At 59.1% G+C, this 25,555-nt stretch carries 24 protein-coding genes and 2 pseudogenes; 10 read left to right on the top strand and 16 right to left on the bottom strand.

Going from position 1 to position 25,555, the window contains the following annotated elements; translation table 11 throughout:
• Positions 1-490: 490 nt before the first annotated feature.
• Positions 491-793, bottom strand: coding sequence for a 4'-phosphopantetheinyl transferase superfamily protein (locus FJ941_RS25925; protein WP_140510099.1), 303 nt, complete (start codon positions 791-793; stop codon positions 491-493).
• A gap of 680 nt (positions 794-1,473) precedes the next feature.
• Between FJ941_RS25925 and FJ941_RS25920 the strand changes: the two genes are divergently transcribed.
• The 3 genes from FJ941_RS25920 (at position 1,474) to FJ941_RS25905 (ending at position 3,625) form a co-directional block, all read left to right on the top strand.
• On the top strand, positions 1,474-1,779 hold the full coding sequence (locus FJ941_RS25920; protein WP_140510097.1) for a hypothetical protein: 306 nt from the start codon (positions 1,474-1,476) through the stop codon (positions 1,777-1,779).
• Between the two features lie 407 nt (positions 1,780-2,186).
• Complete coding sequence (locus FJ941_RS25910) at positions 2,187-2,996, top strand: SDR family oxidoreductase (protein WP_181169985.1); 810 nt, start codon at positions 2,187-2,189, stop codon at positions 2,994-2,996.
• A 446-nt stretch (positions 2,997-3,442) separates the two neighbouring features.
• Positions 3,443-3,625, top strand: a complete 183-nt coding sequence (locus FJ941_RS25905; RefSeq protein ID WP_140510093.1) for a hypothetical protein — start codon at positions 3,443-3,445, stop codon at positions 3,623-3,625.
• A 475-nt stretch (positions 3,626-4,100) separates the two neighbouring features.
• Here the strand turns inward: FJ941_RS25905 and FJ941_RS29090 are convergent.
• The 3 genes and pseudogenes from FJ941_RS29090 to FJ941_RS25890 form a co-directional block, all read right to left on the bottom strand.
• A pseudogene (locus FJ941_RS29090) lies at positions 4,101-4,473 on the bottom strand (DUF1810 domain-containing protein).
• Positions 4,474-4,678: 205 nt separating this feature from the next.
• A pseudogene (locus FJ941_RS29550) lies at positions 4,679-4,896 on the bottom strand (metallophosphoesterase); the annotation flags it as partial.
• A 154-nt stretch (positions 4,897-5,050) separates the two neighbouring features.
• Positions 5,051-5,233, bottom strand: a complete 183-nt coding sequence (locus tag FJ941_RS25890) for a CsbD family protein (RefSeq protein WP_027143691.1) — start codon at positions 5,231-5,233, stop codon at positions 5,051-5,053.
• Positions 5,234-5,529: 296 nt separating this feature from the next.
• Between FJ941_RS25890 and FJ941_RS25885 the strand changes: the two genes are divergently transcribed.
• Together FJ941_RS25885 and FJ941_RS25880 are read left to right on the top strand one after the other, a co-directional pair.
• The gene (locus FJ941_RS25885) at positions 5,530-6,564 is read left to right on the top strand and encodes a PAS domain-containing protein (RefSeq protein WP_140510091.1); all 1,035 of its coding nucleotides are present in this window, start codon (positions 5,530-5,532) and stop codon (positions 6,562-6,564) included.
• Positions 6,565-6,877: 313 nt separating this feature from the next.
• The gene (locus tag FJ941_RS25880; protein WP_140510089.1) at positions 6,878-8,965 is read left to right on the top strand and encodes an HWE histidine kinase domain-containing protein; all 2,088 of its coding nucleotides are present in this window, start codon (positions 6,878-6,880) and stop codon (positions 8,963-8,965) included.
• 450 nt (positions 8,966-9,415) lie between these two features.
• On the opposite strand, the gene FJ941_RS25875 is transcribed toward FJ941_RS25880, so the two are convergent.
• Entirely contained in the window at positions 9,416-9,937 is a 522-nt protein-coding gene (locus FJ941_RS25875) for an SRPBCC domain-containing protein (protein WP_140510087.1), read from the bottom strand.
• The gene (locus tag FJ941_RS25870; RefSeq protein ID WP_140510085.1) at positions 9,915-10,280 is read right to left on the bottom strand and encodes a metalloregulator ArsR/SmtB family transcription factor; all 366 of its coding nucleotides are present in this window, start codon (positions 10,278-10,280) and stop codon (positions 9,915-9,917) included. Before FJ941_RS25870 ends, FJ941_RS25875 begins: the two co-directional genes overlap by 23 nt.
• A 462-nt stretch (positions 10,281-10,742) precedes the next feature.
• Here FJ941_RS25870 and nadE point away from each other — a divergent pair, with 462 nt between their 5' ends.
• Positions 10,743-11,582, top strand: a complete 840-nt coding sequence (gene nadE / locus FJ941_RS25865; RefSeq protein WP_140510083.1) for an ammonia-dependent NAD(+) synthetase — start codon at positions 10,743-10,745, stop codon at positions 11,580-11,582.
• Positions 11,583-11,697: 115 nt separating this feature from the next.
• On the opposite strand, the gene FJ941_RS25860 is transcribed toward nadE, so the two are convergent.
• Positions 11,698-11,904, bottom strand: a complete 207-nt coding sequence (locus FJ941_RS25860) for a hypothetical protein (protein ID WP_140510081.1) — start codon at positions 11,902-11,904, stop codon at positions 11,698-11,700.
• Positions 11,905-12,205: 301 nt separating this feature from the next.
• Here FJ941_RS25860 and FJ941_RS25855 point away from each other — a divergent pair, with 301 nt between their 5' ends.
• Positions 12,206-12,511 carry a hypothetical protein gene (locus FJ941_RS25855; RefSeq protein ID WP_140510079.1) on the top strand — a complete coding sequence of 102 codons (306 nt, stop codon included), beginning with the start codon at positions 12,206-12,208 and terminating at the stop codon, positions 12,509-12,511.
• A 339-nt stretch (positions 12,512-12,850) separates the two neighbouring features.
• Here the strand turns inward: FJ941_RS25855 and FJ941_RS25850 are convergent, their stop codons facing one another.
• From FJ941_RS25850 to FJ941_RS25820, 7 genes are all read right to left on the bottom strand, one after another.
• The gene (locus tag FJ941_RS25850; RefSeq protein WP_027143699.1) at positions 12,851-13,054 is read right to left on the bottom strand and encodes a KTSC domain-containing protein; all 204 of its coding nucleotides are present in this window, start codon (positions 13,052-13,054) and stop codon (positions 12,851-12,853) included.
• Positions 13,055-13,201: 147 nt separating this feature from the next.
• On the bottom strand, positions 13,202-14,842 hold the full coding sequence (locus tag FJ941_RS25845; RefSeq protein ID WP_140510077.1) for an ABC transporter ATP-binding protein: 1,641 nt from the start codon (positions 14,840-14,842) through the stop codon (positions 13,202-13,204).
• Positions 14,832-15,656 (bottom strand): ABC transporter permease, encoded by an 825-nt coding sequence (locus tag FJ941_RS25840; protein WP_246674006.1) that lies wholly within the window; start codon positions 15,654-15,656, stop codon positions 14,832-14,834. Before FJ941_RS25840 ends, FJ941_RS25845 begins: the two co-directional genes overlap by 11 nt.
• Before the next feature lie 65 nt (positions 15,657-15,721).
• Positions 15,722-16,768 carry an ABC transporter permease gene (locus FJ941_RS25835; protein ID WP_140510073.1) on the bottom strand — a complete coding sequence of 349 codons (1,047 nt, stop codon included), beginning with the start codon at positions 16,766-16,768 and terminating at the stop codon, positions 15,722-15,724.
• Positions 16,769-16,831: 63 nt separating this feature from the next.
• Positions 16,832-18,439 carry an ABC transporter substrate-binding protein gene (locus tag FJ941_RS25830; protein ID WP_140510071.1) on the bottom strand — a complete coding sequence of 536 codons (1,608 nt, stop codon included), beginning with the start codon at positions 18,437-18,439 and terminating at the stop codon, positions 16,832-16,834.
• 120 nt (positions 18,440-18,559) lie between these two features.
• Positions 18,560-18,913 (bottom strand): Rieske (2Fe-2S) protein, encoded by a 354-nt coding sequence (locus FJ941_RS25825; protein ID WP_140510069.1) that lies wholly within the window; start codon positions 18,911-18,913, stop codon positions 18,560-18,562.
• An 11-nt stretch (positions 18,914-18,924) separates the two neighbouring features.
• The gene (locus FJ941_RS25820; protein WP_140510067.1) at positions 18,925-20,007 is read right to left on the bottom strand and encodes an amidohydrolase family protein; all 1,083 of its coding nucleotides are present in this window, start codon (positions 20,005-20,007) and stop codon (positions 18,925-18,927) included.
• Positions 20,008-20,139: 132 nt separating this feature from the next.
• Between FJ941_RS25820 and FJ941_RS25815 the strand changes: the two genes are divergently transcribed.
• Both FJ941_RS25815 and FJ941_RS25810 read left to right on the top strand, forming a co-directional pair.
• Complete coding sequence (locus FJ941_RS25815; protein WP_140510065.1) at positions 20,140-20,997, top strand: LysR family transcriptional regulator; 858 nt, start codon at positions 20,140-20,142, stop codon at positions 20,995-20,997.
• A gap of 89 nt (positions 20,998-21,086) precedes the next feature.
• Complete coding sequence (locus FJ941_RS25810; protein ID WP_140510063.1) at positions 21,087-22,166, top strand: hybrid-cluster NAD(P)-dependent oxidoreductase; 1,080 nt, start codon at positions 21,087-21,089, stop codon at positions 22,164-22,166.
• A 452-nt stretch (positions 22,167-22,618) separates the two neighbouring features.
• On the opposite strand, the gene FJ941_RS25805 is transcribed toward FJ941_RS25810, so the two are convergent.
• Positions 22,619-23,041 carry a low affinity iron permease family protein gene (locus FJ941_RS25805; RefSeq protein WP_140510061.1) on the bottom strand — a complete coding sequence of 141 codons (423 nt, stop codon included), beginning with the start codon at positions 23,039-23,041 and terminating at the stop codon, positions 22,619-22,621.
• 685 nt (positions 23,042-23,726) lie between these two features.
• On the opposite strand from FJ941_RS25805, the gene FJ941_RS25795 reads away from it, so the two are divergent.
• A complete protein-coding gene (locus FJ941_RS25795; RefSeq protein WP_140510059.1) occupies positions 23,727-23,948 on the top strand; it encodes a DUF768 domain-containing protein in 222 nt (73 codons plus the stop codon).
• 969 nt (positions 23,949-24,917) lie between these two features.
• On the opposite strand, the gene FJ941_RS29545 is transcribed toward FJ941_RS25795, so the two are convergent.
• Positions 24,918-25,331 carry a hypothetical protein gene (locus tag FJ941_RS29545; protein WP_246674004.1) on the bottom strand — a complete coding sequence of 138 codons (414 nt, stop codon included), beginning with the start codon at positions 25,329-25,331 and terminating at the stop codon, positions 24,918-24,920.
• Positions 25,332-25,555 lie beyond the last annotated feature (224 nt).

The raw sequence follows: 25,555 nt of genomic DNA, 5'->3' as shown, positions 1-25,555 counted from the left end.
CTTGCTCTCCTTGCAAAGGGCCGAAAGTGTAACCCATCTATCCGGAATGAACTGTCACCCATCTCTCGGGAAGGGCACCGTCGCGACAGGTATACGAAACTGAGCTATCCGCGTGCGGAACGCTGCGGCAACAAAGGTTCCAGCTGCTCTTTAGCATTCACTAATGCTGTCTGGACTCTCTCCCGCAATGGAAGCATTCTCTGCCCGGGAGACGGGCTTTGGGGCAAAGACCAGCTTAATGTAGGCGCCGATCAGGCTAACAGGTGGCGCAAAGGCACTGGACGACGCTCCGGAACGCCCATGCGGCTGGTCTTGGTCACCGTGGCTGCTGCCGCTGCCTTCGGCCACGTATCCTGTCCATCAGATCATGCTCCGGGAACGGACGTTATTCAGCAACAGCACCGTTCAATCCACTGGAGCACCAAGCCCGGATCACTGAGTGCTTGCTGGCCGCGTGGCTGTCAAGGCGCGGAGAGGCCAAACACGAGAACTACGTCCCATGGCTGCTGGCGAAACGGCCGTCGAAAGTCACGGCCGCCACAAAGCGGCTTGACGAAACGATCACGGCTTTCGCTGCGTGTCTCTCCACGTCCAGTTCGATCCGAACATCCTGAAACGCCATAAAGCGCCGGTTGAGCGGGAAATGCATTTTGTAGAAAGCTTCCTTTATGACGAACAGAAGCTTTGGAAGATCGTAGCCCAGCCGCCCTTCGATCACCTCCCGCTCGTCCAGTTCCGAAGCATGCGTCAGCAATTTCGCCAGTTCGCCGGAAAGCGAAGAATCTTCTTCGATATCGAGCCGATGCTAAGATAATCGGCGGACAATCCGACGGCGACAGCGCACAGGCTTCTGTTGTAAGAGATTGAACCGACGACAGCTGTCGGCCAGATCGGCGCTCGATCGGGCCCTAATCGGAATCACGGTTTCAGGAATGCCCAGGCCCCGCAAGGCCTGCCTTCCATAAAGGCGTCCGGCCCGAAACTCACGACGTCGCGCCGGTACAACATTGCCCAGATGTGCTTCCTCTTCGAGCGGCAGGTCTCGATCGGCTGGTTTGAAATCGCCACCCTCGACGGCGATACCATCAGCCACCAACTCGCGAAAAGCTGCCACTAACTGGGCGGGCGAACAGTCGCCGCCCACGCCCGACCCAACAGGCAATACCATTCCTTTGCCGGCCCCAACCGCTGTCCTACATGCTATCTCGCCTTCTACCAGAACGTCGACGTTAGGTCGCCAACTACATTCGTTTAGCAGAGGTCACCCCGCCGTTCGATGCGCCATTGTGGGTCGAGACGCACCCCGGCTGGCGCGGCGACGTTAGAGAATCTGGCGCGGAGCCGAATGTAGCCAGTCGCCCTGCGCGCGCCGGGCCTGATGAACTAGGCGTAGCGCCCAAGTCCTAGCCTACCTCTTGCACAAAGGAACGCGTCGACTTCGTAAGCGTTGACTGTCATTCAGCGAGTGGCCGCATGCACCTTATCCAGATCTTGCTTCCCCGAGCCGACAACGGCGGCCAGCCTTTTCCGCGGGAAGATTTCGATCGGGTCAAGGAGGAACTGGCGAGCCGATTTAAAGGCGTTACGGCTTTTCTTCAGACGCCTGCGGAGGGCCTGTGGCGGCAAGGCGCGGAATCTGAAAGAGACGACATCGTTATCTTCGAGGTGATGACGGAGGAAATCGATCTGGCGGACTGGCACGACCGCCGCGCGGAACTCGAACGAAGATTTCGGCAGGACAAGGTTATCATCCGCTACATGCCGATGGCGCTCGTCTAGGTCGACGCCCGGCCTTCGACGTCGATCCGCAAAAGCGAATACGATCCCGAGAGCGAGGTTTTCTCCGTGTGGTTCGTTGCGAGCGGCAAGCGCCATGACTACGAGGGGCCTGTGGAGGTCTACACCGCATTCCGAAACGCCTTCGCCAAGGCCGATTCTTCAATGACAACATCCGGGACCGTTTTCACTATCGGCTGATCTCGGACGATTAACGATTTCCGGTGAGGCGACGCTCCCGCCCCCGGCTCGGCGTTTGCCGCGCCAGCAGGCTTCGATTCCGGCGAGCCTTTGTGCCGAGCAGCACCGCACTGGGCGCAGGACGAGATTTGGTGAGTACAAAACCGGCCGCAGGCGATATCTTGGACAACAGGAGATCAATTCTCGTCACGATACATTGGGAGGACGACGTGAACAATTCCAGAGGTGGTTCTTTGGGCGTCGCTGTCATTACCGGGGCATCCTCCGGAATCGGCAAAGCTTTTGCCGAGCGCCTGGCCAGCGACGGGTACGACGTCGTGCTCGTCGCCCGGCGGCGCGACCGGCTCGAGTCGGTAGCCCGCGAGATTGAGGCCGGCGGCGCCTCCGCGGAAATCATCGTCGCCGATCTGGCGCTGTCGAAAGGCCTCGACAAGGTGGAACAGCGGATCCGGTCCGGGGACGTATCGCTGCTCGTCAACAACGCCGGTTTCCAGACCTACATGCCGTTCGTCGACCTCTCGATCGACCGCGCCGAGGAAGAGGTCGCCGTGCAGATAACTGCGGTCATGCGTTTGTCGCATGCGGCACTTCCTGCGATGATTTCGCGCGGCGAAGGCGCCATCGTCAATGTCTCTTCCCTGCTCAGCTTCAGCGGAAGCCTGAACTTCCCGTTCCTGCCGAAGCGCTCGGTTTATGCCGCAACGAAAGCCTTCGTCACGACGTTCAGCGAGCTTCTCGCGGCTGAACTCCAAGGCAAAGGTGTTCGCGTCCAGGCGCTTTGTCCCGCAGTCGTCAGGACAGAATTCCATGACATCGACGGCAAGCCGGTCCTCAGGCCCAATGTGCCAGTGATGGAGCCGGCCGATGTCGTTCGGGCATCCCTGGCCGACCTCCGGCAGGGTGACACGATCTGTATCCCGGCATTGGAGGAAGGGGGCAGGCTCTCCGCTGTCGCGGACGCAAATCGCGCCCTGTTCGATGCCGGTCGCGGCGCCCAACTCGCATCTCGGTATCGTTGACGGACGACGCGCGAGGCCTTTGTTGCCATGTAGATTGCGGTAGCGGCGCCTGGTGAACGACGGAGTATCAGTCGTGGCAAATCCCCACGCCCGATTGGTTGCCATCGAGGAGACAGGCCAGCGCGGGATACCCGACAGCCAGATCGCGGACGGTCGCACTGCATCTCGCCATCCAAGTATGACCTTCAGCTCCAAGAGGCGGCCAAGACTTGTTAGACGCAGGAACGACTGATGTGGCTACGTCCATTGCCCAAGGATGGACGCTGGAAGAGACGGCCGAGACGCTCCCAAGCTCGCTATTGAGCATCTCGAACAGCTAAAGGCTACAACGGCCTAAACGCTCCGGCACGGTTCGGCATTCCGACAGCCACATGTCGGATTGTTTGCATTCAAACGAATTTTGCGACCTATAGATGCTGCCTCAACGTAAGTTCTGGGAGGAAAGCATGGCTCCGCACGAGCAGCATGCCGTTGAAATCATCCGGGAGAGGAAATGGTCGGTGCGTGTGACCGCCTATGGCAGCTCCCTCACGTTGCCCTTCGAAGCTGAAGAGTACGCCCGCTCATATGCGGATGGTCAGGCGTTCCGCCTCGGTGTCCAAGTTGTCGAACTCAAGAGGTGCGCTTAGCCGCAGCAATCGGGGAACCTTCTCCCGCGCTCGGTGTTTGGTCGCGAAGGAGAATTTATATGAGTGGACCGGGCACCATTTGGACGCTGAGTATCGTCGGACCTGTCATCCTCGCCTTGATAATCATCTATGCTCTGCTGAATCAAAGGAGGCTTTCACGGCGCGTGGAAATCCACCAGGATGAAGCGGTCAATAAGCTCTATGAGGACCCCCAAGGGCGCTCCTCACCGGCTGGCGCGGTCCGAGCACAAGAGGCAGAGATTCGACTTCGTCAGAAATAGGCGGCTCTCTTGCTCCTAACGGCTTTGCTGGGGTGGAGAGCTGCGCTAGGCGTCTCTAGCCCGGGGCCAAGGCGGCGGCCGTCGAAACGTCTTCGCGGGCACGTCCCGCAGCAGGGCATCGACGATTGCAGCCTTGGCCGGCAACCACGCTGCCTGCCAGGAATCGCCGTGACCGTCGCATGCGTCGAGCTGTTTCAGAGCAGGTCCAGCGTGCGCTGGTCGCGCTCGCCGCGAAGAAGCGGTCTAGTGCCTCGCGGAAGATTGAGCCGTCGACGCCGGCGGTTTCGCCAAACAGCGTCATTGATGAGCAGAACTTCACATCGTCTGGAGAGCCGAAGATGAGCCGCGGCTGTCGCATGATGCAGGCGTTCGCGGCGCTTCATCCTTGGACGAGATGCCATAGTACTGCGCGTTCGGCGAGTGTCCGAGTCCGCGCAGCTGCGGGAAAACAAACCACATCCAGTGGGAATGCTTGCGGCCAGCGCGCAGCTCGGCCAGGGCGGCTTCGAAGACCGGCTCCTGGGCGGCACGAAAGCGCGCCAAGTCGTATGGATCGTCAAAGGCCATGCTTAGCTGACTGGCCGGTTCTGGCGTGCGCCGGCGAATAGCGCGCGCTTTAGTCGGTGGCTGCAATAATATACCCCAACCAAATATGCAGATCGTCGCTGGCCGCGAATTTTGTAAGTTCGTAACGGTTCCAGGGCATGGTGGTCTCACATCTTGTAGCCGGGCTTTTTTAGATCTTGTCCCCCTGGTGGATGAGGTCGGGAACAATCGAGGTCTGGTCGCCATCGTAAAGATCTCCGGCAATGACCAGAGCATCGACACGCGCCGCTAGGCAAAGGTCCACTATTGCAGCGAATGCCTGTCGGCTGGCATCACCGACGAGCTCGGCGACCTCAGAATTTCTGAGCGCGAGCGAGCGCAACGGGAATCGAGATGGATGTCGGCCGTATGAATAGATCGAAATTTATTCCGTGAACTCTCCAAGCCTGAACAGAGGGCTGTAGTTCGTCCAGATTAGCAGAAAGGTGCTACAGGCAGTTCAATGGCCTGATGAAGACTGAAAGCGGCATCTTTTCCTATTTGGGTTAGCCCAGCAACCTGAACCCTCGCAGCATCGCCGCGTCGTCAAGCTCGGCGTTCAATCCTTCAAGGCGTCCCGAATTGCGTCCTTTGCCTTGCCAACCCCTTTTTGCAGGCTGCCTTCGGCCTTGTCGGCGGCCCCATCAGCGCGAAGCTTGTCGTCGCCCGTTGCCTTTCCGACCTTGTCCTTTACCTCTCCGCGCAGCTTCTTTGCTGAGCCCTTGACTTCGTCCTTGTGCATGGTCTTTCTCCTCGGTTGATCAGAACCAACGTGTGCGGCATCTGAAATGTTCCAGAGGAGCAGGAATAGCCACGTGCCGGCGCCGTGCCACCCCACCCGATGCGCTAACCTCATTGCACACCTTCCCGAATGGCGGCGGGTGATAAACGCCATTCTCCCGCAGTTGATTGCACCTTTTGCCTTCGAACAGCCACCGAAGCTTTGAAGGACGGTGAGGTGTACTGACCATTTCCAAGGGAAACGTTTTAGTTCCATCGACGTTGTTCCTGAGCTCATGTCAGCTCAGGGAAACATCGATGGACAAGGAAGGCACATCCGGTCTCCACGGTGATGAACCGGTCGCCGTTACCGATCGGGCTATGCCTGATGTAAAGGAACTGGCTACGATAGCCCTGCAACGGACGAGAATGCCGATGGTGGTGACTGACGCCACCAAGGAAGATTTTCCTATCGTACTAGCGAACCAGGCTTTTCTGAACCTCACGCGCTATGGGGCAAGTGAGGTGCTTGGACGCAATTGCCGGTTTCTTCAAGGCGCAGCGACTTCCCCTGCGGCCATCGCCGAGATCCGAGCAGGATTGCAGGAGGAGCGTGAGATCAACGTCGAGTTGCTGAATTACCGGAAAGATGGATCGGCGTTCTGGAATCTGCTGCACATCAGTCCAATCCATGACGACGATGGCCGTCTGGTTTACCATTTCGCATCTCAGATAGACCGCACAGATTTTCGCAGGATCGAGAGCCTAGAAGCGTCAGAGCATCGGTTGCTTTTGGAGGTGGACCATCGAGCCAACAATGTACTTGCCCTTGTCGACAGCATCGTACGCTTGACGAGATCTGACGACCCCGCGCTATATGCCGCCTCGGTCCAAAGGCGCATACAGGCCCTGGCTAGGGCGCATGGCTTGTTGTCGCAGCGGGGCTGGCACGAGATTCCATTGCAGGAAACAATCTCGTCTCAGATTGAGCCGTACGGAGCGTCTCGCGCTCTGCTGGATGGTCCTGATGTCATGCTTGCAGCGCATTCTGTTCAGCCCTTGGCGCTGTTCATTCATGAACTAGCAGTCAACGCCGCTTCCCACGGCTCGCTTTCGAAAGAGACGGGTCAGCTACAAATCAAATGGCAAGCCAGACCCCAGAATAATGGGTTTATCCTCGAGTGGCAGGAGACCGGTGGACCGCCCCCACCCACGCCTCGGCGAAAGGGTTTCGGGACACTCATGACCGAAGCTACAATACGGCGACAGCTTCAGGGGTCGTTACACCGCGAGTGGTCCGATCAAGGGGTAAGGATCGTAGCTGAAGTGCCCAACGTCACAGTCTCGCGATAAAGAGAGGCTGCATGTCCATGGCGGTCTCTGCCTAGCATTGTGCTCGCACCTGAACGCCTTCGCCCTTCTGGTTTGCACGATGGCTGCTTCGGCAGCGACAACCCTGCTGCCACAATCCAAAGCTTGCGGAAATGAAGAGCAAAGGCGGACCGGTTCCGGGCTCGACCTTGATGGGCCCGCGCAAGCCGGCAAGCGAGACGACAGCGCCCGCTTCGCCGGACCAGGGGTCCAACGGCACTATATTCGCTTGAACTAACGCTTGCTGTTCCTGGCCCGCTGACTATGGTTGAGCGTTCCTGAGGCGGCACGGGATATGGACTTGCCTCGTCGATCAGTTCGATCGCACCTGCTTGGTTTGATCGCCGCCGCGGTTGTCCCGGTTTGGCTGTTTGCCGGCTATTTACTAGGCCAGTATGCCCTGCATGAACGATATCGTTTTGAACAGGATGCCGTGCAAACGGCTCGACAGGTGTCGCTCGTTGTAGAAGGCGAGCTCGCAAATCTCCAAACCATTCTCGACGGCCTTTCCAGATCCGCCGCGCTCGCCAATGGCGATCTGCGAGCCTTCCACCGCGAGGCGCTCGATCTTGTCCATGGGACGGACCGGACGATTGTCCTGCGCGATCTTGGCCGCAATCAGCTGATGAACACCGAAATCGGCTACGGCGCCGCTTTACCGTCCGTGGAACCGATAGCTGCTGTTGACCGCGAGAAACTCAACCGCTCAGGTGTTTTCGTCAGCGATGTTTTCACCGGCAAGGGGTCAGGCGAATACCGCGTTGCTGTTGCCATCCGGGTGCCCGCCCCGAAGGGGGAGGACCTGCTTCTTTCGCTTTCTGTACCGACTGCCCGGATCCGCGATGTTTTGATGCCGGCCGTACCGGAAGGATGGACTGTGGGCGTGGGAGATCGCGACGGAAACTACGTGGCACGTTCCAAGTTGCACGACGAATGGACCGGAAAGCGCGGATTGCCCGAATACGTGGCAAAGATCGTTGGGCGCTCCGGTTCCTTTACGTCCCACAACTTCGAAGGGGTGACGCTGCTGGCCGGCTACTACAGATCCCCGTACTCTGATTGGTTCTACACCGCAAACGTGCCTCTTTCAGCGGCGCAGGCGCCGCTTTGGCGCTCGCTTGTGGCGATTTGCGCGATAGGTCTCCTGTCGCTCCTTGTTTCCGTTGCTCTCGGATATGTCGTCGGCAAGAGATTTACACAGGCCACCGCTGAACTGGCGACACGGGCCGAGGCGCTCGGTCATGGCCGCAGCGTCGAACCCCTGTCGACTTCCGTTACGGAGTTCGCCACCATCGCCCATGCGATGGTGGACGCAGAGCGTGCGATCGCCGAACGGCGGTATGAGTTGGAGGCGGTGTTGGAGACAGCGCCGGCGGCGGTCTGGTTTACTTATGATCCGAAAGCCCTTCAGGTGATCCGCAACCGCTTCGCGGCCGAACTCATGGGCCTGCCGACGGATGCGCACAAGTCCTTCGGCAGGCCCGAACTCGTCATCGACACCGTGGCCGTCAAGGACGGCCACATAGTGAGCCGCGAAGACCGCCCACTTAGCCGCGCCATGCGCGGGCAGCTGACCGATCATGAAGAGTTCGCCTACACGCTGCCATCAGGGGTCGAGCGCTTTCTACTTTCCAGCGCACGTCCAATTCGCAACCCGGCCGGCGACATTATAGGCGCCGTACAAATCAGTCTCGACATCACGGACCGCAAACGCGGTGAGGAGCACCTGAAACTGTTGACCAACGAGCTGAACCATCGCGTGAAGAATATCCTTGCTGTGGTTCAGTCCATTGCCACCCAGACACTCCGCAACGCCACAAGTTTGCCCGAAGCAGGACGCACGCTCTCCAGCCGTCTCGTCTCGCTGGCCAAGGCTAACGACCTGCTGACGCAGCAGAACTGGAGTGGCGCCGACGTCAAGGATCTGATTGCCACATCAATCCGCTCACACGCTCCGATCGAGCGCTTCAAGATCAGTGGCGAGTCTGTTTGGCTTCCACCGAACGTCGCTCTTTCAGCCGCTCTTGCTTTTCATGAGCTTACGACGAATGCGCTAAAGTATGGAGCGCTGTCGAACGATACAGGCACGGTGTCGATTCAGTGGAAGCTTCTCGGTCAAAAACAGCATCGCTGGCTGGATCTAGAATGGCGCGAACGGGGAGGTCCGGCTGTGGAACCTGTCGAGCGAAAGGGCTTCGGCACGCAGCTCCTCGAGCGTGTATTCGCGTCCCGCACCTCAGGACGTGTCACTCTGAAGTTCCTTAAATCGGGACTGATCTGCAACATGCGAGTGAGTTTTGCGTCTGAGCTCAATCCCGTGGTGGACAACAACGACACCTCCGAGCGGAATCGTAGAAAGTTTTCCCGGCAACGCTCCGGGTGATCGAACGCGCCGCTCACCCGGGGACGCGAACCGCTATGGCGGTTGCCACTGGCGGTCATCGGGTCATCACCGCTCACCCATTCGTCGGGATCTCTGTCCACGTTGGCCGAGGCATCGTTCTTGCGCGTAGGTCTTCCATGCAATCTCGTGTCGCCGCGGTTCATTTGAGTGATGTCTAGCGCCAACCTAATGGTGGAGGTCGGTCAGGCCTTGGCATCAAGCGGGGGGCTGCGCTTGGCCGCTTCGCTGAAGGTCGAGAGCATCCTGTGCCGGCTCGGCCTCAGTAACTCATCGACGGCCTCAATGTCCTCGGCCGCCGCCCTCAACTGGCAGCCCCCTCGCCCAGGCGCACCGAGCCAAATGCCCGGTGAAGCGCTCGACCTCGACGCTCCCTGAGCTAGGGGACACCGCAGGTGACAGGCTATGCGGCCGAGCGCGAGATCTAAGACTTCATGAACGGCCGGCGCTGCCGTGCAGCGTGACGAGAAGCTTGTCCAGTTGGTCGAATGCCTCGCCCATCGCATCAGCTGCCCCGGTGCCGGCGGCGTCGAGAGCTTCCTTCGAAGGATAGAGCTCATTGACGACTAGCAGTGTCTTGCCCCCCTTTTCCTCGAAGGTTACCGTGGTGAGGGATCCCTCGTCACCGCCTTCGTCATTGCTCCAAACAAGGCGAGAGTACGGTGTCACCTCGATATACCTGCCGAAGAACTCGTCAGTATTCGAGGCATCATGTCCGAACACCAAACGGTACCCGCCCCCTACACGAACGTCCATCTCGCAGGAACGCAGCACCATGCCCGTCGACTTCGGCACCCACCATTGCTTGAACAGCTCGGGTTTGGTCCAGGCCTCAAACACGACGCGCGCCGGACCGTTGAAGCTCCGTGTGACGACCAACTCACGCTCCGACGTCCGTTCCACCGTCGTGGGGTTGTTCGAGGGGGTAGGCTCACTGTTTCTTCTTTTGTCCATCGACTTTCTCCTTGCGTTTCAATTCCTCGACCACCTTGTCCAACGCGTCGAAGCGTGCGTCCCAGAGTTGCCGGTATCTCTCGATCCATGCCGCCTCCTGCTCCAGTCCGCCAAGGCCGAGCTTGCAGGTCCGCACGCGCCCAACCTTCTTCGTGACAACCAGCCCCGCCTGCTCCAGCACGCCCACATGCTTCTTCATGCCGGTTAGGGTCATGTGGAATTTCTCGGCAAGCTCCGTGATCGAAGCGTCCGCACGTCCGAGCTGCTCGAGAACGCCGCGTCGGGTGGAGTCCGAGAGCGCGGCGAACGAGGTATCGAGAGGGACTCTTAAATACTGAACCATGTGGTTCAGTATCTAGCGCTCGGATTGGCGCAATGCAAGGGAGATCAAGCGAACTGGGCGGCGCCTCTGCTGTGGGACGCTCGGCCCGGATCGCGACAACCAACGCAAAGCGCCTGGTCTCGCTTTGCGTGACGATGGCGGGCCAATCAGGCCCGTGGGTCTCCTGAAGGGCTCTCGCATTTCACCGTCGCGAGCTTGATCCACAGCACGCAAGCGTCTCGATCGAGGTTGGGCGTGGACGCGGTGCGATGCCCCTTAAGTGGTCGGATGCGATACACGGTTAAAAGGACCAGAATTCCGCTTCGGCCAAGGTGATGAGCGACCGCCCTGGTCTGACGGCATGGGCTCGGTTATTGAAACATTTTCCGGTTTTCCCACGCAGAACGAGACCGGGTTGCCAAATCTGAATCGGGGGCACCAACGACTGCCATGAATCAAGGGATGACAGGAGCATATCTCGACATGACAGAACAAGAAGCGATCATCAGCGCCTTGGGCGTCGCTCCGGATTTCGATGCCGCATTGGAGGCGCGCCGGCGCAGCGACTTTCTTGGCACCTACCTGCGTGCAGCCGGCCTCAGCACGTATGTGCTGGGCATCAGCGGCGGGGTGGATTCGCTCGCGGCCGCACTTCTGGCTCAACGAGCCGTAACCGAACTGCGGAGCTCAGGATACGATGCCAAGTTTGTTGCTGTCCGGCTGCCGTACGGCACACAGGCCGACGAGAGGGACGCTCAGCGAGCACTCGACACCATTGGGGCGGACGAAGTGCACAGACTCGACATCAAACCGGCGGCCGACGCAATGCTTGACTCGATCAAGGTGGCTGGCGTGGAACTCGGGGATGCCCATCGGGAGGATTTCGTGCTGGGCAACATCAAGGCCCGCCAGCGCATGATTGCCCAATTCGCGCTCGCTGCTGGCAGCCGAGGACTGGTGATAGGCACCGATCATGCGGCCGAGGCAATGATGGGCTTCTTCACCAAATTCGGCGACGGCGCCGCTGACGTCCTTCCCCTTTCCGGGCTAAACAAACGCAGGGTGCGCGCCCTGGCAGCGCATCTGGGCGCTCCGTCCGAACTTGTCAACAAGGTGCCGACCGCAGATTTGGAGAACCTTGTCCCACTTCGTCCTGACGAAGATGCATATGGGATCACATATGATCAGATCGACGATTTCCTCGAAGGTAAGGAAATCAACGAGGCGGCGCGAAGGCGTATCCTTGATGCGTATTTCAGCACCGCTCATAAGCGCTCGCTTCCGGTGACACCCGATTTTCGGACAGGCTTGCCGGTACCGTAACGTTGTTTCGTCTGTCCTGCCTGTTATCGGATGGGGCACGACAATGCTGGCATTTGCTTACCGTTGAGGTTCGGCGGCCGAGCCGGGATGACAGGTCCGACGGGGGCCGGAGCGATTAGGCCGCTGTGGCCTTGAGCTGTTCGAGATGCTCAACAGCGAGCTTGTACAGCGTCTCCGCCGTCTCTTCCGGAGTCCACCCCTGGGCGGTGGAGGTGGCGACAAGGGCCGCGAAGGCAGTTTCCAGAGCGACCTCGCAATTGACAGGTCGGTCGGGGCTGGTCTCGGCGAGAAGGGGTGGGGCAACTTCAGGGGTTTTTGTCATGCAGAGGAATCCGCGCCGCTGAAAAAGGTTCCAGCGACGGCGGAGGAGTTGTTGGCACCCGTACTTCGCACCCCACTCCGCCACCCAAAAGGGCGCAGTGAACGTGGCAGCGCCAAGCCCGATCGGCTGCGGTGGGCAGCCTTCACACATGCCGGTACGCAGATCCTCGGTTCTCAGCTGCAATTCAAATGATAGGAGGCGCCATGCCTTCCAGGCATGGCCGCGCGGTCGTTTGTTCCTCTGCGCCGTGACACATTACCGCTCGCTTGACGAAGCCGTTGGCCGCCCCAGAATCATGGGAATGGCAAAGGGCATCAACATCGGCGACGAGGTCGTAATCACCGCGACAGTGCGCAAGCGTGTCACTGAGGACCGGGTGAGCGTTTCCATACCCTCCTATGGGCAACCCCACTCGGTCGTGGACCAAACAACGAAGCTGCAGAAGGGACAGCACATCGAGTTGATCGGCAACGTTACCCATATCCAGGAAAACCGTGTAACCGTGAACCTCGGGACTCCCGTCACGGTCGATGCCGCTGTCGTCAGGCTGGTGAACGCCTATAAGGCCCCTACGAGGAGCACACCCCTGGTGGACAAGCCGACATGAGGCCGCCTCCCCACAACAGCAACGAAGTGGAAGAATGCTGGTCGCATAAACCAATGGCTTACTGGATGATTAGCCAACCCACATCCTTCGTATGATCCCGCATGGTGGATCTGGCGAACTAGAGACACTGCAAGTGGATCATTAGCTATTTAGCGCGCCGCCCTGACCGCCCACCGCAGGCTCGCAATTCGCGTTTGCCGAACATCCTGCGAGGTTGTTGGCTCCGGCCTGGTTGGACCCACCTCCCCTCTGATGACGAACATGGGGGCCTTGCGGACGGTCACTCATGGAAGGCAGGCGTGGCAAGCCGCCCCCTAGATAGGATACGCTTGAAGCCTGTTAGCTGTCGCTTCGGCGGTAACGGAAATGGTTGCGGATGTGGCTGTTGAAGTACCGCCCCTTGGCGAAGGCGGATCGAAATGCATCAAAGGTTTCGGGCGGTACATCCTCGAAATCATAACGCTTGTCGCTGGTCATTAGCCATACAGAGAGGATCCGTCTGTCCGGATCGTACTCCGTTCTGCGTATCAAGGTGGATGGCATCGCAGTCAACGGAAGACGGGACCACGCGTTCCTAAGGGCGTCGAAGGGGACCGTTGGCGCGACAACCCTTAGCTCGAAGATGGCCCCTGAGTTTCGGCTAACAGAGAACCGGAAGATAGTCGGCGAATGCCGGTACCGCTTCTATTGCTATTTGAAAATTGGGTCCCGTCGAGCAAGCAGGCCCGTGAGCCAGTCCGGATCCATCTGCGGCACCGAGGAGAGAAGCAGTTCGGTGTAGGCTGCGTGGGGTGGCGTCAGTATCTCGGTTTTCAAACCCTGCTCCACCACCTGCCCTTTGTGCATAACCACGACCTCGTCAGCAATCGCTCTTACCGTCGCGATATCGTGGGTAATGAAGATATAGCTGATGCCGAGTTCGTGCTGCAGGCGCATCAGGAGCTTCAAGATTTCTTCCTGCACAATTTGATCCAGTGCCGAGGTGACCTCGTCACAAATGATGAGCTCCGGATTGGCAGCGAGCGCGCGGGCTATGCAGATCCGCTGCTTCTGGCCACCGGACAATTCACCGGGCAGTCTGTCGAGGAAGCTTTCGTCCATCTCGATCATGTGCATGAGCTCGCCGACCCGCTCGTCGCGCTGCTGCCCCTTCAAGCCTAAGTAGAACTCGAGCGGACGCGAAATTATCTCCTCCACAGTCTGGCGAGGGTTAAGGGCGCTGTCCGGCGACTGATAGACCATTTGGATGCGGCGCAGCAGGTCTTTCGAACGTCCTTTCAAGAAGAGGGCAAGCGGCTTGCCATCAAATGACATCGATCCGGACATCGCAGGCAGCAAACCGGTAACGACGCGCGCGAGCGTCGATTTCCCCGACCCTGATTCGCCCACGACTGCTACCGTCCGGCCGCGCGGAACCTTGATGGACACATCAAGGAGCACCTTAACCCTTCCAGAGTAGGCCGCGGTGACGTTGTCGATGGTCAGTAGATGATCCTGGGTCCGAATCTCCGGCTTCGCAAGCTTGCGCACGGCCCAGAGGGTCCGAGTGTATTCTTGGGTAGGAGCCGTAAGCATCTGTCGCGTATCGGCTTCCTCAACAGTCTGTCCGTGTTGCAAGACCATAATCCGGTCCGCCATCTGCGCCACCACCGCCAGATCGTGCGTCACATAGATCGCTGCTGTGTTGAATTCCTCGACAATCCTGCGGATCGAGGCCAGGACCTCCACTTGCGTCGTCACATCGAGCGCAGTGGTCGGCTCATCGAACACGATCAGGTCGGGCCGGCAAGCCATGGCCATGGCCGTCATGGCTCGCTGCAACTGACCACCGGACACCTGATGCGGATACCGGAAGCCGATGGTCTCAGGTTCTGGAAGCTGGAGGCGTCGATAAAGCTCAATAGCGTCGCGATTGGCCTTGTCTCTGCTGGCGATCCCGTGCGCAACTGCCGTTTCCACGGTTTGATCGAGGAGCCGGTGAGCCGGGTTGAACCAGGCGGCTGCGCTTTGCGCCACATAGGCGATGCGGGAGCCCCGGAGCCGCCGACGGCGGGCTTCGCTCATTGACAAAAGATCGGCACCGTCGAACAGCACCGAGCCCTGGCTAATACGGCACCCCGGCTTGGCATAACCCATTGCCGCAAGGCCGATGGTCGACTTCCCGGCGCCGGATTCGCCGATCAGGCCAAGCACTTCTCCGCGTTTAAGCGAGAGATCGACGCCCCGAACAATCGGGTGCCAGCGCTCGTCCGAGAAGCCTTCAACGTGGAGGTCCCGGACCTTGAGAAGATCTGTTCCCTTTTCGCGCGCCGTGGCACTGCTACTTTTCATCACGAAGTCCGCTGGTTGAATGTAGAAACCAGTCCACGACGAAGTTCACCGCTACCGTCAGGAGGGCAATGGCGCCGGCCGGCAGCAGCGGCGTGACATCGCCATAGGTGATCAGTGTTGCGTTTTCCCGCACCATCGACCCCCAGTCAGCCGATGGCGGCTGTATGCCGACGCCCAGGAACGACAATGCCGCGATGGTCAGAAACACAAAGCAGAATCGCAGGCCAAATTCCGCGATGAGCGGCGGCAGGATGTTGGGCAGGATTTCCTTGCGGAGAATCCATGCGGGACCTTCGCCGCGCAATTGCGCGACCTCGACATACTCCATAACCACTACGTTCAGGCCAACGGCGCGCGCCAGACGAAACACGCGTGTGGAATCCAGCAATGCGATGATCAAGACGAGACTGGTTATCGAAGAGCCGAATATCGAAAGCAGCATCAGCGCAAAAATCAGGCTTGGGATCGACATCAACACGTCCACCGCACGTGACAATATCTGGTCTGGCCACCCCCGGTACATTGCCGCCAGCAGGCCGAGCGTCACACCCGCTGCAAAGGATATGATAGTTGTGGTGACGGCGATGCCGATCGTGTTGCGAGCCCCGTAGATGAGTCGAGTGAGCATGTCGCGACCGAGCTGGTCAGTCCCGAACATAAACTCGTGGCTCCACGGGGCGAATGCCTCGCTAAAGACCTGCGTCTCTCGATAAGGAGCGATGAGAGGCGCAAATAGAGCGACCAGAACGTAGCAGAGGGTTACAACCATGCCGAACCAGGCACTGAGCGGCGCCTTCTTCAGCGCTATCCTCATCCGAGATCGGCGTGTGCGCCTTACCCTGGGCGCTCTCGTGGTCTGGATGAGGGGCTCCGCACTTGTCATCTTGGGTGCAAAAGCCTCGGATTGGTGGCGATCGAAATGATATCGGCGATCAGATTGAGCAGGATGTAGGTGGCGGCGAAGACAAGGGCGCAGGCTTGCACGACTGGTACGTCCCTCGATTTCACGGCATCGACCATCAGTTGGCCGACGCCGGGGTAGACGAACACTACCTCTACGACCACGACGCCGACGATGAGGTAGGCAAGATTGAAGGCGACAACCGTCACGATCGGGGCCCAGGCGTTTGGCAAAGCGTGCCGGAGCACGACCACCATTGGCGTCATTCCCTTCAACCGAGCCATGTCGATATAGGGGCTTGAAAGCATGTTGATGATCGCCGCGCGCGTCATTCGCATCATGTGAGCGACGATGACGAGTGTAAGCGTGATGGACGGCAGAGCCGCACGCCAGACATGCTCCCAAAACGGAGTCTGGTCGCTGATATTCGCCAGGGTCGGGAACTTAGGTACGACGTTCAAGGTCCAGTCGATCGAAGCTGCGAGCCAGACGGGTAAAGACTGTGCGAGATCGGTGCCGGCGAACGTGTCGCGCGAGATGATCAGGAAGGCGAGCATGTAGGCGACGAAGAATTCAGGGAACGAAATTGTCGTAAGTGTCACCGTGTTTACAAGCCGATCGAACCAGCTGTTGCGGTAGAGGGCCGCAAGAATACCCAACCCCAACGCCAGCGGCACCGCGACCAGCGCGGTCATTACCGCCAGGAACATGGTGTTGTAGAGACGTGGTGCGATGATCTCCGCGACCGTTCGCCGGTAGCCGGTCCGGCTGGCGAAGGAGGAACCAAAATCACCCTGTGCCATCTTACCAATCCAGCTGAAGTAGCGCTCGATTGGCGGGCGATCGAGGCCGATCTCGTGTTGAAGGGCCGCGACTGTTTCGGGGGTAGCGGCTTGACCGAGCGTCGCCTTGGCGAAGTCGCCAGGCAGCATTGCGATCGCCGAAAAGATGATGATGGAAACGACGAACAACGTGATCAGGCCGAGGCCTAACCGTTGCATAACCGTTTTTGCGACCGGATTCACACGCATGCGCGCAGTCCCAAGAGCGCGCCGTCCGCGGTGCGGGCGGCGCGCTTGGCAAACACCCTATGCCACAGCCATCCACCAGCGCTCGGCCATCTTCAGTCCGTCATTTTCCCAATTTGGCGCCACATCGCCATGGGCGAGTTTCTTGGATTTGGCGCTGACAAAGTTGTTGAACACCAGCACGATAGTACCGCCATCATCATGGGTCAGCTGCTGCATTTCGGCATACATGGCGGCGCGCTTGGCGTCATCCGTCTCGGCTCGGGCTTGGACAAGCAATTCGTTGAAGCGTGGATTCTTCCAGAACGACTCGTTCCAGCTGGATTCGGCTGCGAAGGCTTGCGTGAACATCCAGTCGGCGGTGGCGCGACCGCTCCAATAGGAAGCGCACCAGGGCTTCTTGAGCCAGACGTTGTCCCAATAGGCGTCCTCCGCTTCGCGCACGACATTGACCTCGATGCCGCACTGTGCGGCCGTCTCGCGAATGAGTGCGGCCGCGTCTACTGCACCTGCGAAAGCCGCATCTGCGACCGAGAGCTCGACCTTCAGCTTATCCAGCCCCGCCTTCTTCAGATAATGGCGCGCCTTGTCGGGATCGAAACTGTGCTGCGGCTCCGGGTTCTTGTAAAACTTGATGGCCGGCGCGATTGGATCGTCATTGGCTACGGTAGCATGTCCAAGGAAGATCTTGTCGGCGATCTCTTGTCGGTTGATCGCCCATTTCATTGCCATGCGCACATCCGGATTGTCGAAAGGCGCCATGGTGACATTCATCGGCAAAGTATAATGCCCGTAGCCGGTGATCTCGATGATGTCGATTTTGGGATTGCGCTTCAACATGCCGAGTGTTTTCAGGTCGGCGCGGCCAATGTAATCCACTTCCCCGGTCGAGAGCGCAGCCATGCGTGCGGCCAAATCCGTAATGGCGACGAACTCCACCTCATCCAGGTAAGGCTTGCCGTTCTTGAAATAATTCGGATTGCGCTTGAGCTTGGCCGAGACGCCAGGCTGAAAATTCTCGAGCACGAATGCGCCGGTTCGGGCCCCTGATGCCCAATCCGCTTTCCCGTCAACGCTCGGCATGATCACGAGATGATAATCGCTCATAATGTAGGGGAAATCGGCGTTGCCGCTGTCGAGTGTGAATACAACCGTTTCTGGCCCGTCCGCCTTAATGTCCTTCACAGACGCAAGCAGAGGCTTCGCCGCAGACTTGGTGTCGGCGCCCATGTGATACCGCATAGAGGTCACGACGTCGTCTGCCGTCACGCTCTTGCCATTGTGGAAGGTCGCGCCCTTGCGTAGCTTGAAGACCCACGTCTTGGCGCCATTGGAAGATTCGAAGCTTTCTGCCAGGTCCGGCTGTATGCCGCCCTTCGCATCCACCTCGGTCAGGCTGTTAGACATAGCGCCTGAAAAGGCGGTTTGGGAGAAAGTGTCGGGATACCCAGCCGGATCAATAGAATCTGTCGTCGCTCCATGCGCCATGCCGAGCTTTGCGAAACCGCCTTGCTGCGGTTCTGCTCGTGCCGCAGTGACAAAGAGCTGATCTGCGGCGACGACGGTCAGGCCTGCCGCCAATCCTAGATGGATGAAGTCACGCCGCGAAACCTTGCCGCTCCCGATAAGACCTTTCGCGATGCGCAGTTTGTACTCTGATTCCGACATTGCCGTTCTCCCATTGCGGATTTTCCGCGTTCTTTTTTCAACCGTCGTCAAGCACGCGATGCGTAAGTGCTCCTTCTCCGCCGTTCTGGTCCTTCGTCGATTTGCCTCCCGTCTGCCAGATCAGGCGGTCACATAGATGTTGCCGTCCTCCACCATGACGGGAAACGTCCGCGCACGCACAGTGGGATCGACCAGCGCCGAACCCGTCTTGATGTCGAACTCCCAGCCATGCCAGGCGCAGCGCACGATCTCGTTTTCTCGATGATAGATGAAGCGGGCTTCCTCGACAGGCGCGGTCGTCCCGCATTGCGGCCCCTCACAGAGCGGCGCGCCGCGATGCGGACAGATGTTGAGCAGCGCATGGAAGCTCTCTCCGATGCGGAACACGCCCACCGAAAGGCTCCTGACCTTGGCAATGACGGGTGTCCCGGCCTTGATCTCGTCGACGCGGCATATGTAGGTTTTCTCGGCCATGTTCTGCTCCGTCAGGCAGCATTCGCGGTTAGGATGGCAGGAATGCGCTTGTAGACGTCCAGCGCATTCTGACCCATCACCTTCGTTCTCCAGGCTGGCGGGATGTGCAGCGTGTTGGCGTCGTCATAGTCCCAATGCGGATAGTCCGACGCAAACATCAGCGTGTTCTCGCCGTCCATGGCTTCCAGGATGGACCAGAGATGCTGCACGTTGGCCGGCTGCTCCAGCGGCTGTGTGGAGAAGCGTATGTTACGGCGGCAGTACTCCGATGGCAGCATCTTCAGCCATGGTGTTTCCTTGCGCAGCGCCTTGTAGTCGGCGTCGAGGCGCCACAGCACCGTCGGCACCCAGGCGACGCCGCATTCGACTACGACGAAGTAGAGTTCTGGCCATTTCTCGAACACCCCGTGAGCGATCATGCTGGCGACGTGACTGATCGCCGACATGTGCAGGATGGCGTGCGTTTCCCAGAAGAAGGTCGTGGGGGCAGGCGCGACGGCGTTCCAGTTGACACCACCGTGGCCGCCCAGGTGAATGGCAAACGGCAATCCCATCTCCGCACAGGCTTCGTAGATCGGGTGGTAGAAGGGATCACCATACGGCTTCACGGAGCCTTGGGAGGCTAGAACCTGGACCATGCGGGGGTGAGTGCCGAGCCGACGGATCTCGGCGGCCGCCAGCTTCGGATCCTGAGGCGCAATGATGATGGAACCCATGAAGCGGTTGTCTTTCGGCAACCACTCGGCGATCTGATAGTCATTGTAGGCACTGACCAGCGCACTGGCGTAATAGGGGTTTGCGAGAGTCGAGGCTTCTATAGGCTCGTCCCCGGTGAGGATCGCCACGCCGACATTGTATTTGTCGAGGTGTTTTTCCTTCATGATCCGGTAGTTGTCGGCTTCGGTCTCGGGTCGCACATCCTTCCGGGAGAAATCCTGCGGATGGAACCAGGGGCGATGGCCATGCGGGAAGGACCCCCTGGGGCCGGTCTTCTCGCCCTCGATGAACATGTCCTTCCAGATCCCGGAAAGATACGGTTCCAATACCGTGGCGCTGGACCAGTAGTTGTGACAATCGCAGTCGACGATAAACACTTTAGCTTTCGCTCCCTCTCCAGACCGCGGCTTTACTTGCCGTTTAGCTCGCCTAGCTTCCGCCTTGACAATTGCCGGATCAAGCCAATGATCTCTGGGTAATGATCGGGTTTTTCGATTGGGGGTTTGTCCGTGCAGCTGGACCACATTGAGACGTTCCTGGACATCATCGAGTCCCGGAACTTCAACCGGACTGCCGACCGGCTCAACATTACGCAGTCGACGGTAAGCAGCCGGATCAAGAGCCTCGAAAGCGCGGTAGGATCGGAGCTCTTCCATCGTGGTCGCGCCGGCGCTGAACCGACCGCGGCGGGACGACGTTTCGAAGCCTACGCGCGGGCGATGCTGTCGACCTGGTCGCAGGCGCGTCACGACGTGCGCGCGTTCAACCGGTTCGAAGGAACCCTTCGCGTGGCCGCGCAGGTTGGCATGACACGCTCAGTGCTGCCTGGGTGGGTGGAGGCGCTCTGTCAAGCCCTTCCCAAAGCCTCGATCCATGTGGAATCCGACTACTCCAACCAGATGGTGACCGATCTCAGCATGGGAAATCTGGACATAGCCGTGCTCTACGCCCCCCGCTATCTTCCCGAAATTGCTTATGAGCACCTTATGGTCGAGGAGTATGTGATGGTCTCGACCTTTGCCAGGACGATGTCGGAGGTCGATCCCGACAGCTACATTCGGCCGGGCTACACCGTCGTCCTTGAGAAAACCCATTCCGAGCTGATCCCTTCGTTGGCAATTTCCCGCCTTTCCATGGGATCCGAGAGCCTGGCCGAAGCCATGCTGCGGCGAACCGGGGGGAGTTGTTACATGCGCAACGACGATGCCCGCAGGTTTACCGCCGAGTGCCCGTCCTTCCTGGTCGACGGCGCACCGACGCTCTACCAGCCCGTCCATACGGCCATGCTCGCCCGGCGCAAGCATGAGCCGATCATCCGCAAAGGGCTTCGTGCGCTGCAGCTGGCGGTGATGTCGCTCGAGACGTAGATCGAAATTCCCGATTAAAAAGCTGGGCTCAACCCACTGTTCCGGACAGCCTGCGGCTGCCATGTTTGGCGCGTCATTGAGAGCCAAACATGAACGCACATACTTCGTTTCCGGCTTCCGATTTTTTCGCACCGATGCGGCAGCGGCAATGGGCCGACGCATCGCCACAGGCAATGCTCTGCCGTGCGGTCATCGACGAGACGCACGACGTAAAGACCTTTGTGTTCTCGGCCGCCTCAGATTGCATGTTCTGCTTCAATGCGGGGCAATACGTGGTCCTTCACCTCGCGATCGATGGCGTTGTGGTGGCCCGGTCCTATTCCGTTTCGTCGCCACCAACACGTCCGCTCGACCTGCACATTACGGTCAAGCGGACACCAGGCGGGCTCGTTTCCAATTGGATCCACGAGAATCTGCGGGCGGGCGACGAAATCAAGATTGAAGGCCCGCGGGGCTCGTTCAAACTTGACGGCTTGCCAGGCGAAAAGCCTCTCTTTCTTGCGGGCGGCAGCGGGATCACGCCTCTTATGTCTATGCTGCGAACCCTGACGGACAGAGCTTCCGATCTGGACCTGTGCCTCATTTACAGTGCCCGGTCGCCGCGAGATCTCATTTTCAGGTCGGAACTCGATGCGCTCGCTGCCCGATTCCGCAACCTGAGCGTGACATGCGTCTGTTCCAGGGCAGATCCCTCCTGGGCAGGACCGACGGGCCGCATGGACGGCCCCTTGCTCCTGCGCCTAGTCCCCGATCTTCGCGAGCGCACGGTCTACGCCTGCGGCCCCGAACAGTACATGAAGGCGCTGCGAGACGGTCTTGGCCAGGCAGGCGTTGACCCCCGGGGTTATCATGAGGAGAGCTTCGGGGGCGCCCTGGGCGGTGCTGCTCCGGATGTGGCCTCTGCGGTTTCGTCCTCGGTCCATTTCGCCCGTTCCGGATTGGAGCATCGTTGCGCACCCGGAGAGACCCTGCTGGAGGCGGCGCGCAACTGTGGTGTCTATGTTCCGACCGGCTGTCAGCAGGGAATTTGCGGTGCGTGCCGGATTGCCAAGCTCTCGGGCGAAGTTGCGATGCAGGATCTTGGCGGACTTACGTCCGAAGAAAAGTCAGCGGGCTTTGTCCTGGCCTGTTGCAGCCGCGCTCAAGGCTCAGTTTTACTCGATCTTTGACTTCGGTTGAGATCTGAACGGGTGATTGCCGAATTGACCGAAAGCTGGTCACGCATGCGATTTCAGCTGAATTCCAGGCGTGAGTTCCAAGAAGGGCAGACCCAAAGCTGTGTGGCTAGGTGCTCCGGGAACGGCGTTTGAGTGCCTGAGTCCGCATCAAAATTTTGGCCGGACTTCAGGGCGTCCGGTATTCGGTGGCGATGTCTGCTGCCAAGGAGTGGCAAAGCCGATCTGTGCGGCTGAGATGAGGGGCGCATACCAGCCATTCAGTAGCTGACCTCAGCCTGCCGGTGATCATCCAGTCCACGTTGTCGATCGGAGAACGGCCTGAATATGTTCTGCGAGCTCAAGTTCGCCCGCCTCGATCTGCAAAAGATATCGGGCTCGCCAGCAGGAATTTATTCAACCCGTGAATGGGGAGCGGCTCTAGTGCCGTTTCTCTTCGGTGCCCCTCAGGTGTTTTGAGCTTGCGGTTGGCGACATTTCTCTTCCTTGTCCCTCTTGCCTGCCGGTTCCGAGGATTGGGAGCGGGCAACTGCGGCCTCGCAGGTAGACCGGATCTCTTCGACCTCGGCCGCCGTTAAATGATCTATCCCGATGAAGCTGTTCTTGCCCGCGCTCACGCGCACCAGTTCGTCAAGCTTTGCCTGTACCGCTGCCCCATCTCGATTCTGCGTATTCTGGATAAGGAAAACCATCAGGAAGGTGATGATCGTCGTCGAGGTGTTGATGATGAGCTGCCAGGTTTCCGAAAAACCGAGGAAAGGTCCCGAAAAGCCCCAGACCGCGATCAAAGCCATGCAAAGGATGAAGGTGATCGGACGACCTGCCCCGCGAGCGACAGCGTTAGCGATCCTTGCGAATGTCTTTTCCATTCAGCTCCCAAGCCATCACAAGAAACCCCGCCGAGCGGGGTTCCTTTGAACTCAATGGGCAGCCGCTTTTTTCTTGGTGGCCGATTTGGGCTGACCAGATCTACCCCTGGCCGCGGAGTCCTTTGAGTGGGCTGCCATAGCTGGGGCAGCTCCAGTCTTCTTGGCCGTGCTCGCCTTCGCAGTCGCTGCTTTCTTCGTCGCTGCCTTCTTAGCAGGCGCCTTTTTCGTGGCCTCCTCGTTCGAGGAGAAAATGCCGGTGATGCTGCCGATGATGGACACTGCGCTGCCCTCCGTTGAACTGGACCATCAATGCGCATCCGCCCGAAACGGTTCCATTAGACCAGCGTGGCAGCCGTAAGGTCACGACAACTGTTACAGCGCGAACAATTTGGGGGAGATGAGGTTGGAAAGCAGTCGCAATGCGCGATCCAACCAGTGGAGATCGTAAATATCCCGCTTTGATTCCGGTCGCCGGCGAGCGGGGACATTTCGGACTAACAATGTTAGTCCGGCTACGATCCAGCATGATCCCGTTCAACCAACATCGGATAGCATCCTTGTGGCCGCGGCACGTTTGCAGGCGGCGATCGACAAGCGAGCCGGCAACGATAGCACGGGACCCGAAGACCGCCGGCGCGCGCGGGGCACCAGCGGAACCTAATATCCCCGCGCGACTTGTGTCGGAATGAGCACGCGCGGCATCAAGTTCCTAAAACAATGGATCGCGAACAACGTCCCTGAGAGCGCTACGGCGGACGTCATCTCGATTGATGAACTCACACACAAGCTGATCGCCGATGCCAAGGCGATCGGTATCAAGCGGGTAGAGATCGATGAGGATGTCGACAGCGTCTACCGCACGATCTTCGATGCTATAGTGCGTTTTGGTCCCGGTTTGACTGAGTAGCCGTACACTGCGCTTTTCGGTTCATGGGTCTTTGACTACTTCGGGCTTCAGCCGCTCATGCCTCGGCTGCTCGTGCCACATCGCCTGATGCGAATCGTGATGTCGACCGGCTGTCCGCAGATCTTGCACTGTAGAAATGGTCGCCCTCGTAGGGCTCGTGCGGCTTGCACTTGATGGGCGGCCCAAGGTGTGAAGGCTTTGCCATGGGGCAAGCAACATCCCGCCATGGTAAGAGTTCCGGAACTATTTTAGCTAAAGCTGATGATTGACTAGGGGTTGGCAGCAGGGGGGCCTACTTGGGATCGCCTGACCTCGATCCCGTGAGACCCGCCGTTGGGCTTGAATGTGGAGTCAACCGGGAGGGCCAGAGTGGGTGTGGTCCTTGTCCCCTCATCCCTTGCCAGGACGTGATCCGCCTGATTTGGCAATCGCCTTGGAATTCAAGCTTGTGCCGAGCAGGAGAGTTACAGCCAGCGGCGAGAGCGCAGCGAAACGCCCCGCCCTCTTAAGAAAAGTCCCGGCGCGCTTGAGATTCCGATACAAGGCCCTGGTCGAGTTCTTTTCGTAGCGGTTCGTGTTCTGGGTCGACATTTACAAGGCCTCCAATTCGACACCACCGTACCACTCGCAGTATCGGTCGCAGCAAGCATTCGACTTACATGGGTGCATGGAAAGAAGTAGAATACTTAAAGGAGAATTCGGCCCGCCAGTGCGGTGCATGATGCGCGTGGCTGCTGCGGAAAGCTTTTATCTTTCCGGACGGGAACAGCCGGACGGGCGACAAGTTCGGGCGAACGCAGCCGAGTCCCTTTGCTGCTGGCCAAGCGGGTAGGTTTGGCCGGCCCGCGCCTTTCTGCCAGGGCGCGGGCCAATTGCGTTGGGGCAAGATGCGGGTCCGCGAAGCGTCCGGTGATTGGCGCTCGCGGCTGGCCCGGCCGGCGGCGTCTCATTTCCGTTTAGGAAACTGGATCACCTTCGCCTCGGGCTTCGCTCCAGCGGCTCATGGCCGGGCATTTCATGCCAGAAGACTTGGCCCAAATCGCGCTGATCGACGGGCTGACCGCATGCGGGACAGTTGTAGAAGTGATCGCCCTCGTTGGTGAGCTCAAGTCCGTGCACCTTGCCATGAATCGGAGGACCGAAGTCGGAGTGCTCACTCCATTCCAAGAGGTCTGGACGTTCGTCAGGTCCGACCAAGCTGTACTCATACGCGGTGGCTTTCTCTTCATCGACCACCCGGAACCAATGATCCTGCAGTGCTCTTGGCGACACTCTTTGTTGTCCGGCGGCGGCCTCGGCTGCTTTCATAGGATCGCTCTCCACGACAGTGCCAGATGACACGACTGTATTGCTGTAGATTTCTTCGACCTGATACTTCGTCATCGTCGCCGCATTCCGATGAGGTTGCAAAGTGGTAGCTTTGTTGCGTCGCGCATGCAGTATGCAGTTCCGGAACTCTTTTAGCTACAGCTAATTGACTGGCGGTTGGTGGCAAGGGGGCGCGAGGTGCCGCAGTATCGGGTGAGATCATGGCCGCCGGATCGGCTGTGTCTTCGAGCATGGTCATCGCACAGCTTCTCTTCAAAGCGGCAGGGGCACACATCGGC

This window comes from Mesorhizobium sp. B2-3-13 (assembly GCF_006442195.1).
Classification (GTDB): domain Bacteria; phylum Pseudomonadota; class Alphaproteobacteria; order Rhizobiales; family Rhizobiaceae; genus Mesorhizobium; species Mesorhizobium salmacidum.
This window is presented reverse-complemented; position numbering and strand designations above follow the sequence as displayed.